This is a genomic window from Acidovorax sp. GW821-FHT10A04, assembly GCF_059415825.1.
The window spans coordinates 879,685-893,218 of record NZ_JBWKNZ010000001.1; the positions used below are offsets into that span (position 1 = coordinate 879,685).

16 protein-coding genes are annotated in these 13,534 nt (G+C 69.4%); 4 read left to right on the plus strand and 12 right to left on the minus strand.

Going from position 1 to position 13,534, the window contains the following annotated elements; translation table 11 throughout:
- Positions 1-13 precede the first annotated feature (13 nt).
- The 3 genes from AC07PF_RS04045 to AC07PF_RS04055 all read right to left on the minus strand — a co-directional run bounded on the left by AC07PF_RS04045 (position 14) and on the right by AC07PF_RS04055 (position 3,004).
- On the minus strand, positions 14-1,177 hold the full coding sequence (locus AC07PF_RS04045; RefSeq protein WP_494610960.1) for an iron-containing alcohol dehydrogenase: 1,164 nt from the start codon (positions 1,175-1,177) through the stop codon (positions 14-16).
- A gap of 102 nt (positions 1,178-1,279) precedes the next feature.
- The gene (locus tag AC07PF_RS04050) at positions 1,280-2,008 is read right to left on the minus strand and encodes a TetR/AcrR family transcriptional regulator (RefSeq protein WP_494610961.1); all 729 of its coding nucleotides are present in this window, start codon (positions 2,006-2,008) and stop codon (positions 1,280-1,282) included.
- Between the two features lie 69 nt (positions 2,009-2,077).
- Complete coding sequence (locus tag AC07PF_RS04055; RefSeq protein ID WP_494610962.1) at positions 2,078-3,004, minus strand: LysR family transcriptional regulator; 927 nt, start codon at positions 3,002-3,004, stop codon at positions 2,078-2,080.
- A gap of 66 nt (positions 3,005-3,070) precedes the next feature.
- Here AC07PF_RS04055 and AC07PF_RS04060 point away from each other — a divergent pair, with 66 nt between their 5' ends.
- Positions 3,071-4,117 (plus strand): zinc-dependent alcohol dehydrogenase family protein, encoded by a 1,047-nt coding sequence (locus AC07PF_RS04060; protein ID WP_494609183.1) that lies wholly within the window; start codon positions 3,071-3,073, stop codon positions 4,115-4,117.
- Between the two features lie 26 nt (positions 4,118-4,143).
- Here the strand turns inward: AC07PF_RS04060 and AC07PF_RS04065 are convergent, their stop codons facing one another.
- The 8 genes from AC07PF_RS04065 to AC07PF_RS04100 all read right to left on the minus strand — a co-directional run bounded on the left by AC07PF_RS04065 (position 4,144) and on the right by AC07PF_RS04100 (position 9,847).
- Positions 4,144-4,515, minus strand: a complete 372-nt coding sequence (locus AC07PF_RS04065; RefSeq protein ID WP_494610963.1) for a hypothetical protein — start codon at positions 4,513-4,515, stop codon at positions 4,144-4,146.
- A 10-nt stretch (positions 4,516-4,525) separates the two neighbouring features.
- The gene (locus tag AC07PF_RS04070) at positions 4,526-5,038 is read right to left on the minus strand and encodes a GNAT family N-acetyltransferase (RefSeq protein WP_494610964.1); all 513 of its coding nucleotides are present in this window, start codon (positions 5,036-5,038) and stop codon (positions 4,526-4,528) included.
- A gap of 14 nt (positions 5,039-5,052) precedes the next feature.
- A complete protein-coding gene (locus AC07PF_RS04075; RefSeq protein WP_007848784.1) occupies positions 5,053-5,679 on the minus strand; it encodes a LysE family translocator in 627 nt (208 codons plus the stop codon).
- Between the two features lie 98 nt (positions 5,680-5,777).
- Positions 5,778-6,236 carry an SRPBCC family protein gene (locus tag AC07PF_RS04080; RefSeq protein ID WP_145694900.1) on the minus strand — a complete coding sequence of 153 codons (459 nt, stop codon included), beginning with the start codon at positions 6,234-6,236 and terminating at the stop codon, positions 5,778-5,780.
- A 95-nt stretch (positions 6,237-6,331) separates the two neighbouring features.
- A complete protein-coding gene (locus tag AC07PF_RS04085) occupies positions 6,332-6,670 on the minus strand; it encodes a DUF6176 family protein (RefSeq protein WP_007848781.1) in 339 nt (112 codons plus the stop codon).
- Between the two features lie 103 nt (positions 6,671-6,773).
- A complete protein-coding gene (locus AC07PF_RS04090; protein ID WP_494611002.1) occupies positions 6,774-7,751 on the minus strand; it encodes a Bug family tripartite tricarboxylate transporter substrate binding protein in 978 nt (325 codons plus the stop codon).
- 57 nt (positions 7,752-7,808) lie between these two features.
- Entirely contained in the window at positions 7,809-8,840 is a 1,032-nt protein-coding gene (locus AC07PF_RS04095; protein ID WP_494610965.1) for a TraB/GumN family protein, read from the minus strand.
- Positions 8,840-9,847, minus strand: a complete 1,008-nt coding sequence (locus AC07PF_RS04100) for a fumarylacetoacetate hydrolase family protein (RefSeq protein ID WP_494610966.1) — start codon at positions 9,845-9,847, stop codon at positions 8,840-8,842. Before AC07PF_RS04100 ends, AC07PF_RS04095 begins: the two co-directional genes overlap by 1 nt.
- Positions 9,848-9,965: 118 nt before the next feature.
- On the opposite strand from AC07PF_RS04100, the gene AC07PF_RS04105 reads away from it, so the two are divergent.
- The 3 genes from AC07PF_RS04105 (at position 9,966) to AC07PF_RS04115 (ending at position 12,444) form a co-directional block, all read left to right on the plus strand.
- On the plus strand, positions 9,966-10,748 hold the full coding sequence (locus AC07PF_RS04105; protein WP_007848775.1) for an IclR family transcriptional regulator: 783 nt from the start codon (positions 9,966-9,968) through the stop codon (positions 10,746-10,748).
- Positions 10,749-10,767: 19 nt separating this feature from the next.
- Positions 10,768-11,922, plus strand: coding sequence for a DUF3108 domain-containing protein (locus tag AC07PF_RS04110; RefSeq protein WP_494610967.1), 1,155 nt, complete (start codon positions 10,768-10,770; stop codon positions 11,920-11,922).
- 225 nt (positions 11,923-12,147) lie between these two features.
- Positions 12,148-12,444 (plus strand): BTH_I0359 family protein, encoded by a 297-nt coding sequence (locus AC07PF_RS04115; RefSeq protein ID WP_494610968.1) that lies wholly within the window; start codon positions 12,148-12,150, stop codon positions 12,442-12,444.
- A 17-nt stretch (positions 12,445-12,461) separates the two neighbouring features.
- On the opposite strand, the gene AC07PF_RS04120 is transcribed toward AC07PF_RS04115, so the two are convergent.
- Positions 12,462-13,529 carry an AbrB family transcriptional regulator gene (locus AC07PF_RS04120; protein ID WP_494610969.1) on the minus strand — a complete coding sequence of 356 codons (1,068 nt, stop codon included), beginning with the start codon at positions 13,527-13,529 and terminating at the stop codon, positions 12,462-12,464.
- Positions 13,530-13,534: the final 5 nt, after the last annotated feature.

Here is a 13,534-nt window from a genome sequence, read left to right on the forward strand (position 1 = left end):
ATGGAGGCAGTGCTCAGAGCGCCGCTTCCAGCACGCGGCGGCTCACCTCGGGCGTCACGTCGCGGTGTTCACCCAGCGTGACCATGCCGTGCGCTTCGAGCTGCGCCACCAGCTTGGCCACGCTGTCCGCGCCCACGCCGTAGGCCGACAGGCGTGTGGGAATGCCCATGCGCTCGAAGAAGTCGCGCGTGGCGGCAATCGTGGCGTCGATGCGCTCGTCGTCGGTGCCGCTGCGGATGCCCCAGACCCGCTCGCCGTACTGCAGCAGCTTGGCAGCCTTGGTCGCGCGCTGCGCATCGAGCAGCGAGGGCAGCACCACCGCCAGCGTGCGCGCATGGTCGATGCCGTGCAGGGCGGTCAGTTCGTGGCCGATCATGTGTGTGGCCCAGTCCTGCGGCACGCCGGCACCGATCAGGCCGTTGAGCGCCAGGGTGGCCGTCCACATCAGGTTGGCGCGATCGGCGTACACCGGCTCGGGCGCGGCCAGGATGCGCGGGCCCACCTCGATCAGCGTCTGCAAAATGCCTTCGGCGAACCGGTCCTGCACCGCGCCGTCCACCGGGTAGGTCAGGTACTGCTCCACCGTGTGCACGAAGGCATCGACCACGCCATTGGCCAGCTGCTGCGGCGGCAGGGTATAGGTCTTGGTCGGGTCCAGCACCGAGAACACCGGGTAGGTGTGCTTGCTGCCGAAGGCCAGCTTGGCGCCCTTGGCACGGTGCGTGATGACGCCGCCGTTGTTCATCTCCGAGCCCGTGGCCGGCAAGGTGAGCACCGAGCCGAAGGGCAGCGCGCCGGTGACGTTGCGGCCATGCTGCTCCAGGATGGCCCAGGGATCGCCGCCGTCGAACTGCACGGCCGCGGCGATGAACTTCACCGCGTCGATCACCGAGCCGCCGCCCACGGCGAGCAGGAAATCGAAGCCGCCGCCCTTGATCTGCGCCACGGCCTTCATCGAGGTCTCGTAGCTCGGGTTGGGCTCGATGCCGCTGAAGGTGGCGTGCTGGCGTGCGCCGAGTGCCGTGCGCACCTCGGCCAGCGTGCCGGTCTTCTCGGCGCTGGCGCCGCCCACCAGGATGAGCACCTTGGCCGCGGCGGGCACCAGGGTGGCGAGGTCGGCAATGCGGTCCTTGCCGAAGGCGATGTGGGTCGGGTTGTGGAAGTCGAAGTTGAGCATGGGGGTTCCGTGGGTTGTGGTGGTGAAGGGTGGAAAGGAACTCGAGTAGACCGGTCGGCTAGTGATTCAAATGGGCATGGCAAGGTACTGAAACGACTGCTTTCAGGCGGACAGGCGCGGCGCCTTGCCTTTGCCCGCGCGAGGCGCCGCCCGGCCTCCCTGCGCATGTGCGACTTGCGGCCTGGCGGGTGCCCGTGGAGCACCGGGCCCGGCATCCGCGCCGCCCAGCAAGGCCTCCGTGGCGCGCAGCGCATGCTCGAACGATGAGCCATCGCGCCGCAGCTTGGCCAGCAGGCTGGCGCCCAGCCACATTTCGTAGAGCGTGAGCGCCATGGCCTCGGGGTCCGTGGCGGCCGGCACCGAGCCGTCCTGCACGGCCTCGCCCAGGCAGCGGGCGAGCCGCGCGACGATCTGCGTGGTGCCATCGCGCAGGGCGATGCGCATGGTGTCCGACATGTCGGCCACCTCGGCGCTGAGCTTGACGACCAGGCACTTGCTGCCTTCGCCGGCACCGGCATCGCAGGCCGGGCCGTCCACCCCGCACTGCGATACGTTCCAGTAGGCCCAGTAGCGCATCAGCCGCACGCGGGCAGGCTGCCCATCAGGTGCCAGCATCTGCTCGAGGTGCGCCAGGTAGCGCTCCATGTAGCTGGCCAGCAGGGCCTCGCCAAAGCGCTCCTTGGAGCTGAAGTAATGGTAGAACGAGCCCTTGGGCACGCCGGCCGCCGCCAGGATCTCGGCCAGCCCCACGCCCACAAAGCCCTTGGTGGCGATGAGGCGCTCACCACAGCGAAGGATGTGGGTCTTGGCGGAGGGTTGGCCGGTGGTCACGGGGGCTATTTTGCGCCGATTAGACCGGTCGTCTAGGACTCTGGCGCACCGACCCTGCCGGCAGCAGGGTCACCGTGCATCGAGCAACGGCGGCAGGCGTTCGACCAGCATGTCGATGACCACGCGCGTCTTCAGCGGCAGCGCCCGCGCCTGCGGCCATACCGCGCTGAGCGCGTAGCCAAAGGGCTGCGGCTCCTGCAGCACCTTCTGCAGCCGGCCCTCGGCCACGGCATCGGCCACCAGCCAGGCAGGCAGGCGTGCCAGGCCCACGCCCTGCATGGCGGCCATGGCCGCGACCTCCAGGCTGTTGCAGCTGAAGTGAAAACGCGAAGGCGCGATGAAGTCGATCACACGCCCCGCAGCGTCGTTGAATTGCCAGGGGTGCGGCCCGGTCTCGCGTGCATAGCCGACAAAGCTGTGCGCCGCCGGCTCGGCAACCAGTGCCTGCATGTCCGCCGGCCGGCCATGGGCCGCCAGGTAGGCCGGCGAAGCATACACACCCATCCACTGGTGGCCGAGCGGTCGCGCAACCAGCGCCGCGCTGTCGCCCAGCGGGCCGCTGCGCACGGCCAGGTCGATGCCCTCCTCGACCAGGTCGATGCGCCGGTCGCTGAAGGCCAGCTCGAACGCCAGCTGGGGATGGCGCTGACCGAGCTCCATGAGCAGCGGTGCCAGGCGCACGCGGCCGATCAGCTCGGGCGCCGTGATGCGCACGCGGCCACTGGGCACGAGCCGCCCGGCTTCGAGCGCAGCATCGGCCGCATCGAGTTCGTCGAGCGCGCGGCGGCAGCGCTCGTAGTAGGCCTGGCCATTCTCGGTGAGGCTCTGGCTGCGCGTGGTGCGATGGAACAGGCGCGTGCCCAGGCGCTCTTCCAGCCGCGCCACCGCCTTGCCCACGGCCGATCGCGTGAGCTGCAGGCGCTGCGCGGCCAGCGCGAAATTGCCAGCCTCGACGGCCGCGACGAAGGCTTCGATGCCTGCTAGGCGTTCGCTCATTGGTTCTTTTCAGTCGCTATTTATCGGAATAAACGGCTTCACTACGGAATGAAGATAGCCAATAGCATGACCCATCTCTTCATGAACCGCAAGGCATCCGACATGGCAGACACCACCCTTCCCCACCGCTGGCAGATCACCGACTTCGGCCGCCAGCACCTGCAGCGGGCCGAGGCGCCCGTGCCCCAACCCGGCCCGGGCCAGATCCTGGTGCGCGTGGAAGCCGCCTCGCTGAACTACCGCGACCTGATGGTCACCGACAACGCCTACGGCTGGACGCCGCCGCTGCCCTTCGTGCCGGGGTCCGACCTCGCCGGCACGGTGCTGTCCGTGGGCGACGGCGTCACACGCTGGCGTGGCGGAGAGCGCGTGATCAGCACCTTCATGGCCGGCTGGCTCGATGGCGCCATGCCGCCCGAGGCGTTTGCCCTGGGAGGCCCGGGCCCCGGCACGCTGGCCTCGCACGTGCTGCTCGATGCCCAGTGGGCCGTGGCCGCGCCCCGCACCCTCAGCGCGGCACAGGCCAGCACCCTGCCCTGCGCCGCGCTCACGGCCTGGTTCGCACTGGTCGAACAGGGGTCGCTGCGCGCCGGCCAGACGGTGCTGATCCACGGCACGGGTGGCGTTGCGCTGTTCGGCCTGCAGTTCGCCCGCATGCATGGGGCGCAGGCCATCGTCGTCTCGGGTGCCAAGGACAAGCGCGACAAGGCCCTGGCGCTGGGCGCCAGCCATGTGCTGGCGCGCGACGCGGACTGGCCCGCTGCCGTGCGCGAACTCACGGGCGGTCGCGGTGCCGACCAGGTGCTGGAAACCGTGGGCGGCGCCAACCTGGGCCGCTCGCTGGAGGCGCTGGCACAGGGCGGCCGGCTGTCGGTGATCGGCGTGCTGGCGGGGGGCGAAATCAGCGGTTCGGCCTACCACGCGATCCGCAGCCGCGCGACCATCCAGGGCCTGAGCGTGGGCCACCGGCGCGCGCTGGAGGACATGGTGCGCGCCATCGACGCGAACGCGCTGCAGCCCGTGGTGGCGGCCGAGTACGGCTCCGACCAGGTGCCCGAAGCCTTTGCGCACCTGGAGCGCGGCGCCTTTGGCAAGGTGGTGGTACGGTTCTGACGCACACAGAAGCAGTCAATCCGAGGTCAGTTGCTTGGCGGGCTTTCGGGTTGCGCTGCTAGGCCGGCTTCCTGCGCGCTCTTGAGATCGGAATCTGTCTTCCGCAACCTGCGCACCCCGGAAATGATGCTGACAACTACACACGCGATGAGCGCCGCCCCAGCGAAACCAACGATCAAAAGCTCTCGAAGCCACATCGCCACAAAGCGCCAGACATCAAATCTCTGATCACTTGGATACAGACATACTGCGGAGTAGTACATCAAGGCAATCATCAAGCCCACGATGCCAGCGAAAAAGGCGATAGTTCGCAAGAACAGCAGCGCAGTGCCTCCTGACGCCTTGGGCGCCGAAGAGGAGGAAGGAGGAGGTTCGGGGCAATGCGTATCAGGCGGCATTCGCACAGCCTTACAGCGATAGCGCATTGCAATGCATCAGCAACGCTGCACCATCCGGGGTGACGACCTCCCCCACCGGCCAAAAGCCCGCATGGGTGTAGCAGCGGATGGCGCGCGCATTGTCCGGGCGTGGGTCGGTCTGCACCAGGGTCACCGTCGGGTCGGCCAGCAGTTGCTGGACGAAGGCCCGTACCATCGCGCGGCCGATGCCTCGGTTCAACTGATCGGCATGCGCGAGGAACTGGTCGATGCCGCGCACGCCGGGGTCGGTGACGTCCTCCCACCAGCCATCGCCCGAGCCCATGGCGACATAGGACTGGATGAAGCCGATGGGGGCTCCGTCGAGCGAAGCAATATAGGCCAGCGTGGCGCCAGGGGCGCCCTGCTCCGCCACCAGGTCTTCGTGCAGCTCATCGATGCTATCGGGCGGCTCCCACCACTGCGCGACATGGGGCTGCAGCAGCCAGCCATGCAGCAGAGGCAGGTCCTGCGCGCGCAGCAGGTCAAAGCGAAAGCCGGTCACTGCACTCCCCGCGCTCAGGCCGGGCGGCGCGCCATCAGTGCCCACAGGCCCGCAGCCCCCAGCAGAGAGCCCCCGGCGAGGTTGAAACGGCGCTGCGCACGCGGCGAGGCCAGCAGCCGGCTGGCCGAACCGGCGAACACGGCGTAGGCCGTGGCATTGAGCGCCGCCAGCGTGACGAAGGTCGCGGCCAGAATCCACAGCTGCTGGGCGATGGGTGCACCGGGGCGGATGAACTGCGGCAAGAACGCCACGAAGAACACAATGCCCTTGGGGTTGAGCGCCGTGACCAGGTAGGTGTTGGCGAACAGTTTCCAGCGCGAGCCTGGGGCCTTGGGCGCGGCCAGTTCGGCCACGCCCACGCCGGCGCGCAGCATCTTGAAGGCCAGGTACAGCAGGTACAGGCCGCCGGCCCACTTGATGACCGTGAACCAGAAGGCCGAGGTGGCCAACAGCGTGCCCAGGCCCAGCAGCGACACGGCGAGCGCCGTCGAGTCACCGAGCGCCACGGCCGCGACCAGCGGCACATTGGCACGGCGCCCGTGGGCCATGGAATAGCTGATCACCGTGAGGATGGTGGGACCGGGAATGATGAGCATCACCGCACAGGCGGCGACGAAGGCGAACCAGACTTCGAGGGACATGGGGTTGGCTCCTTGGGACGCATGCCCCATCACGGGCCACGCAAAGCGCAAGTATGTCAAAAAGCCTGCCGCCCGCCTGGACGGCAGCAAGCGGCCGCTCAGTACCCAGCCGGGATATCGGGCTCCACCAGCTGGAGCAGCAGGGTCAGCGACTCCTGCCAGCCCAGGTAGCACGACTCTGCGGGGATCACGGCGGGAATGCCTTCCTGCACCACGCTCATCTCGGTGCCGCAGGACACCGGCGTCAGCGTGACCGTGGTGGTCATCTCGCCGGGCAGGTTGGCATCGTCGAAGCGGGCGTTGTAGCGCAGGCGCTCGCCCGGCACCAGCTCCAGGTAGGTGCCACCGAACGAATGGCTGCCGCCCGCCCCGTGGTTGGTGAACGACATGCGATATGCACCACCCACGCGGGCGTCGAGCGCGTGCACCTCGGCCGTGAAGCCGTGCGGCGGCAGCCACTTGACCAGGGCCTGCGGCGTGAGGAAGGCGCGGTAGATGCGGTCGGGCGTGGAACGGATGACGCGGTGGAGACGAACGGTGCCGGTGGTGGTGGTCATGGTTGGTGCCTATGAAGCAGAGGACGGCCCTCTAGAACCTACGACGTTCGACCATGGCGGATATCGACACGGCTCAGACCAGGGGAAACCCGAGGTCATGGTGTGCGTGCGAGGTCCAGCAGCAAATCCAGCCGCCGCACCTGTGCCCAGGTGTCCCGCTTGAAGGCGCGGTGGTAGGCATCGATGGCCGCCACGGAGCGCGCGGCCACCTCCTGCGCCCGCTGCTGCGAGCCCGAGCGCATGTAGTAGACGAGGAAGTCGCCCTCGCCCCCCGAGTCGAGGAACACCGACTCCACCGTCACGCCCTCGGCCGCCAGGGTCTGCAAGGCCTCGTCCCGGTGGGTGCGCAGGTGCTCCGCCCACGCGCGCACCCTGGGCAGGGAATCCGGCTGGAGCTGGATGCGGGCACAGACGACGTCTTCGGTCGGGGTCATGGGTGTTGGGCGGCTGGCGCCATGAAAAAAGGGCCACTATCGCCGGTGCACCCGGCGATGGCAACCCTTTGGCACAGGGGCAGAGAGCCCCGGTGAAGACCACTCAGTCGAGTTTCACGCCCGCGGCCTTGATGATCTCGCCCCAGCGCTTGGATTCGGCGCGGGCCATGGCGCGGAACTGCTCGGGCGTGCCGGGCAGCGGCTCCATGCCGAAGTCGGTCATGCGCTTGAGCACGGCGGGGTTGGCCAGCGCCTTGTTGAGGTCGCCGTTCAGGCGCGCGGTGATCGCGGCCGGCAGGGCCGCTGGGCCGAGGATGCCCTGGAAGGCATAGACCTCGGTGTTGGGCACGCCGGCTTCCGCCAAGGTGGGCACGTCGGGCAGTGCCGAGACGCGCTTGGCCGAGCCGATGGCCAGGGCGCGCACCTTGCCCGAGGTGATCACGGGCAGGCCGGCGGCCAGGTCCAGGAACATGCACGGCACCTGGCCGCCCATCACGTCCTGCAGCGCGGGGGCTGCGCCGCGGTAGGGGATGTGCGTGAGGAAGGTCTTGGTGCGGTTCTTGAACATCTCCATCGCCAGGTGGTGCGGCGAGCCGTTGCCGGGCGATGCGTAGTTGAGCTTGCCGGGATTGGCCCGCGCGTAGGCCAGGAATTCCTTGAGCGTCTTGGCCTCGAAGGACGGGTGCACCACCAGCGCCAGCGGAAAGCGGCTGATGCCGCCCACGTAGGTGAAGTCCTTCTCGGGGTTGAACGGCAGCTTGGTGAACAGGTGCTCGTTGAAGGCCAGCACGGCGTTGTCGGCCGACATGAAGGTGTTGCCGTCCGGCTTGGCCGTGGCCACCATCTGCGCGCCGATGTTGGTGGCCGCGCCGGGGCGGTTGTCCACCACGATCTGCTGGCCCAGGGTCTGGCGCATGGCCTCGGCCACGGTGCGCGCCAGCACGTCGGTGCCGCCGCCGGCCGGGTAGGGCACGACCCAGCGCAGCGGCTGGTCGGGCCAGGCGGCCTGGGCCTGGGCCCAAGGGGCTGCGGCGGACGCTCCGGCGGCAGCCAGGGCGGAAAGAACGGTGCGGCGTTGCAGGGTCATGCTTGTCTCCATGATGGATAGAAAAAAGAAAGAGGGGAACGCGGCGGCTCGCTAGCGCGCCGTCGATGGCCTGTCGGCCCTGGCCCCGGGCAGGGCATGGGGTACGCGCGTCACGCGAAAGCCCCTGGACTCCATCAGTGCGGGCAGGCCCTGGACGCCCACCATGTGCAGCACGCCCACGGCCGCGAACACCGAATGGCCCGCCGCATGCTGGGCGGCGATACCGCTGGCCAGGGCGGGGTTGCGCCCGTCCACGATGCGCGCGAAGTCGGCGCGGTCCTCGGCCGTCTTCAGGCAATCGCACCAGTCGCCATAGTCGCGCAGGGTCTCGAGTCGGCCCTCGGCCCAGGCGCGCGTAAGCGTGGCGATGATCTTGCGGGCCTGCCCGCCTTCGAGTTGCCGGAGGCCCTCGTCCAGCGTGCGGGCCACCTTGGCCGGATCGTCCGAAACCAGCAGCGCGATCTGCGCCTCGGCCGACTCCAGCGAGACGACCTTCTTGTCCATGGCGCGCGCCAAACCCGCGAGGAACAGATCGATGCCATAGGCCGGGTCGATGCCCGTGGTGCGCGCGGCCAGGCCGACCAGCGACACGAGCTGGATCTCGGGCCGCAGGCGCGCCAGGGAGGCATCGGCGCACAGCGCTTCGCTCTGCACGCGCAAGCGCCTGGCCAGGGGTTCGGGCAAGGGGGGCGTGTTGGGGCCAGGCATGACGGCGGCGGCCAGCCCACCGGCGATCGCCGGGTCCATCAAGTCCACCTCCAGCGCAATGCGGTCGGCGCGGCGCAAGGCCTCGCGCACCGCAGGGCCGGGCAGCACCCAGCCGCGCTCGGCGGCATGGATCGTGCCGTAGAGCCAACTGGTGCGGCCATCCTTCTCGATGCGCCAGAGCAGGCCGCGGTCGCGGTCGTCGCGTCGGGCGGCCTCGGCATCGGCAGGGCCGATGGGGGTGGCGGCGGGTGGGCAGGCGGGGGCCGGATCGGCCTTGCCCTGTGCCTGCGCAGCCAGCGCCGGAATGGCCAGGGCCACGCACGCCGTGCCTGCACGCAGCTGCCGCGCAAGGGCTCGCCAGGTGGCCTCAGGCATCAGACCGGCTCCGTGATCGCCTGGTCGATGGCGCCGAAAATGCTGGCGCCGTCCTTGCCCTTGACCTCGATGCGGATGGTGTCGCCGAACTTCATGAACTCGGTGCTGGGCTTGCCGTCCTGGATGGTCTCGATGCAGCGCTTTTCGGCGATGCAGCTGTAGCCCTTGGGCCACTCGGTGCGGCCGTTCTGCTCCACGCCCTTGTTGCTCACGGTGCCGCTGCCGATGATGGAGCCGGCGCGCACGTTGCGCGTCTTGGCCACGTGGGCGATCAACTGGCCGAAGTGGAAGGTCATCTCGGGGCCGGCATCGCACATGCCGACCTTGCGGCCGTTCCAGGTGGACTGCACCACCAGGTCCAGGCGGCCCTGGTTCCAGGCGTCGCCCAGCTCGTCGAGCGTCACCGCCACGGGGCCGAAGGCGGTGGCCGGCTTGCTCTGGAAGAAGCCGAAGCCCTTGGCCAGTTCGGCCGGGATCAGGTTGCGCAGGCTCACGTCGTTGGCGACCATCACCAGGCGGATGCCGTCCAGGGCCTGCTCGGGCGTGGTGCCCATCTTCACGTCGCCGGTGATGACGGCGATCTCGGCCTCGAAGTCGATGCCCATGGCTTCGCTGGGCACCACCACGTCATCGCAGGGGCCGATGAAGTCGTCGCTGCCGCCCTGGTACATCAGCGGGTCGGTGTAGAAGCTCTCGGGCACCTCGGCGTTGCGCGCCTTGCGCACCAGCTCCACGTGGTTGATGTAGGCCGAGCCGTCGGCCCATTGGTAGGCGCGCGGCAGCGGGGCCATGCACTGGGCCGGGTCGAACGGGAAGGCATGGCGCGCACGGCCGGCGTTGAGCTGGTCGTACAGGTCCTGCAGCTGGGGCGAAAGGAAGCCCCAGTCGTCCAGCACCTGCTGCAGCTTGCTGGCGATGCCGGTCGCATAATGGGCCGTGCCCAGGTCGCGCGAGACGACGACCAGTTGGCCGTCGCGCGAGCCGTCTTTGTAGGTAGCAAGTTTCATGGGTGAAGGCCTCTTGTCTCTGGAACAGCGGTGGTGCCGACGGCACAGTACACGCCGGGCATGAATTACGCTTGGGTAAATTGATTTAACTAAACAAAACCAGAGAATTTTAGTGCACATGGACAAAGAACGTGCAGGTATCCAGTCCGTGGAGGTCGGTTTTGCGCTGCTGGAGGGCCTCACGCGCGCCCGCGGGCCGCTCATGCTCAAGGACCTGGCCGCGTCTGCCGGCATGAGCGCCGCCAAGGCCCACCGCTACCTCGTGAGCTTTCAGCGCCTGGGCCTGGTGACCCAGGACAGCCGCACCGCGCGCTACGACCTGGGGCCCGCGGCGCTCAAGCTCGGCCTGGCGTCGCTGGCACGCCTGGACGCGGTGCGCCTGGCGCGCGAGCGCATGCCCGCGCTGATGGAGAGCATCAACCACACGCTGGCCCTGGCCGTCTGGGGCAACCATGGCCCCACCATCGTGCACTGGGAGGAGTCGGCCCAGGCCGTCACCGCCAACCTGCGGCTGGGCGACGTGATGCCCTTGCTGGCCTCAGCCACTGGCCGCTGCTTCGCCGCCCACCTGCCGCCGGAGGTCGCCGCCCCCCTGCTCAAGGAAGAACTCGCCCGCGCCAGCAAGATGCGCCGCACCGACCTGCCCACCACCATGGCCGAGGTGCAGGCCGTGCTGGCCGAGGTGCGCGAGCGCGGCGCGGCGCGCGTGGTGGACACCCTGCTGCCCGGCATCGTGGGCTTCTGCGCCCCGGTGTTCGATGCCGACGGCCACCTGGAGCTGGGCATCACCACGCTGGGCTCGGTCGCCACCTTCGACCCCGAGTGGGGCGGCGCCATCGACGCCCCGCTGCGCGCGGCGGCGGCCCAGCTTTCGCGCGACCTGGGCGCGGGCGCGGTCTGATGCCGGGGCTGCCGCGCTGATGCCACGGCGCACGCTGATTGCCCTCACCGCGCTGGTGCTGGCGCTGCACTGGCTGCTGCTCAGGGGCGTGCCCCTGGTGTGGGACAGCCCGGCGGCACCCTCGGGCCAGGTGTTCAGCACGCGCACCATCGCGGCGGCGCCTGCGCCCATGGCGGCACCGGCACCCGCACCCGCACCGTCGGCCGCCCCGGCCCCGCCGCCCGCCGCACCGGCACCCGCACCACGCAAGCGACCGCCACGCCCCACCCCGGTCGAGGCGGCCCCCGCCGAGCCGCCCGCGACGACGCCAGAAGCCGTGACCTCCTCCGAACCGGCCATGGAGGTGGCGGCAGCGCCCGCAACGGCCGAACCCCCTGCCCCGCCCGAGCCCGCAGCCTCTGCCGCCGTGGCTGCCGCATCTGCACCGGCCGCACCCGCGCCCCCCCCTGCGGAGGTGAACCCCACGGCGGCCGGCATCGACATCGCTCCGCCCGGCAGCGGCACGGGCCAGAACGCCAGCGCCGCAGCGCCGCCGGTGCAGATTCCGGCCCCCGTGCGCCTGACCTACGAGGTCAAGGGCCAGGCCAAGAAATTCGACTACACGGCCCGGGCCGAGCTGCTGTGGCAGCACGACGGCAGCCGCTACGAGGCGCGCCAGGAAGTGAGCGCCTTCCTCGTTGGCTCGCGCACCCAGCGCAGCACCGGCCTGGTGAGCGCCCAGGGACTGCAGCCCGAGCGTTTCGGGGACCGCTCACGCAGCGAGCAGGCCGCACATTTCGACTATGCGCAAGGCCGCGTGACCTTCAGCGCCAACACGCCGCAGGCTGCCATCGGCCCCGGCGCGCAGGACCGGCTGAGCATGTTCATCCAGCTCGCAGCCATGGTGGCGGCCGACCCGGCCCGCTACACGCCGGGCACGCAGATCACGTTGACCACCGTGAGCGCGCGCAATGCCGACCGCTGGACCTTCAGCATCGAGGCCCCCGAAACCCTGCACCTGCCCGTGGGCGCCACCCCCACCTTGAAGCTGCTGCGCCTGCCGCGGCGCGACTACGACCAGAAGGCCGAGCTGTGGCTGGCGCCGGGCCTGGGCTACCTGCCGGCGCGCATCAAGCTCACCCAGTCCAACGGCGACTTCGCCGACCTGCTGCTGCGCGGTAGCGACAAACCCTGAGCCTCCGTAAGCACGGGCGCGGCCGTGCACCGCTTGATCGCCGGATGCGTTGTAGGAGAGTGGCCCGACAGGTGTTGTGTTCTCCCCCACCCCCGGCGAAATACCCCTGCGACGCCACTGCTTCGCACAATTCGTGAAATACTGTTACCACGCAGGGCCAGCCCACAAGCCTTGAACTCTGCCGACCCGCTGTCATCTGACATTCATATCGACAAAGGGAACACGATGCGCATGCTCTACGACTCCGAATCCTTTGTGGTGGTCCACATGCTGCCCGACGCCCGGGAGTCCGTTGGCCAGGCGCTCAATGACACGGCACCGCCCAAGCCCCAGCTGGCGCGCCATGGCTTCGAGATCGTGGACAAGCGCTCCGGCAAGGAGGTCTATCTGGACGGGTCGTGGGCAGAGATGTTCCAGCAGCAGATCCTGGCCTGGCAGCGCGACACCCCGACGCAGGAAGAAGTGGAAGATGCCCTGGACCGCTATGCGGGTCTGGCGCAGAACCCCGTCGTGGTGCACTGAGCGCTCTACGCCAGCGCTCACTCCACCGGGTAGATCCGCCGGAACAGCGGCTCCACCAGGATCAACACCGCAATCAGCCGGCACACCTGGAAGGCCGTGACCACCGGCACGCCCAGCTGCAGCACCTTGGCCGTGATGGCCATCTCGGTGATGCCACCCGGCGACGTGCCCAGCAGCAGCGTCACCCAGGGCAGGCCCGTGCCCCATGCCAGCACGGCGGCGAACAGCGCACAGATGCCCATGAGCCCCAGGGTTCCCACGGCCACGCTGGCCAGCCAGCGCGGCGCAGTGCGCAGAAAATCCGCCCGAAAGCGCACCCCCAGGCTGACCCCGATCACCAGCTGCGCGGCATTCACCAGCCACTGCGGTACGGCCGAGAAGGTGATGCCCGCCATGGCAAAGCCCATGGACACCACCAGCGCGCCCATGAACCAGGGGTTGGCGCGGCCCAGCCGGTCCATGGCCAAGGCCCCCGCGCCGGTGAGCAACGCCATGAGGGCGAGGCCGGGCCAATCCACCAGGCGCGTGGCGGGCGGCAGGATGTCGATGCCATGCAGCCCGCTCCACTGCAGGGCGAAGGGAATGGTCACGGTGACGATCAGCAGGCGCAGGCTGTGGCTGGCGGCCACAAGGTCGGTGCGCGCGTTCTCACGCTCGGCCAGCAGGGTCATCTCCGACGCGGCGCCGATGGCGCCCGAGAAATAGCTGGTCGCACGCATCATGCTGGCCGGTACGCCGTGCATGCGCGGCGCATGCACCCGGTACAGCCAGGCACCGAACAGCCAGCCGAGCACCAGCGCCCAGACGATGCCCAGCGCGATCGCCCACCACAGCCCCGCCACCAGGCCCATGACCTGGGGCGTGAAATACAGGCCCAGGGCCGCGCCGATGGTCCACTGCCCCCCATTGCGCAGCGGGCCCCAGCTCTCGGTGGGCGCGCCGGCGATGGACAGCAGCGAGGTGGCCAGCAGCGGCCCTATCATCCAGGGCAGCGGGGTCTTGAGGGCCACGCAGGCAGCGGCTGCCGCCCATGCCACGGCAAGGGTCAGCACCACGCGGGTGGCGAATTGGAAATAAGTACGCATACGAA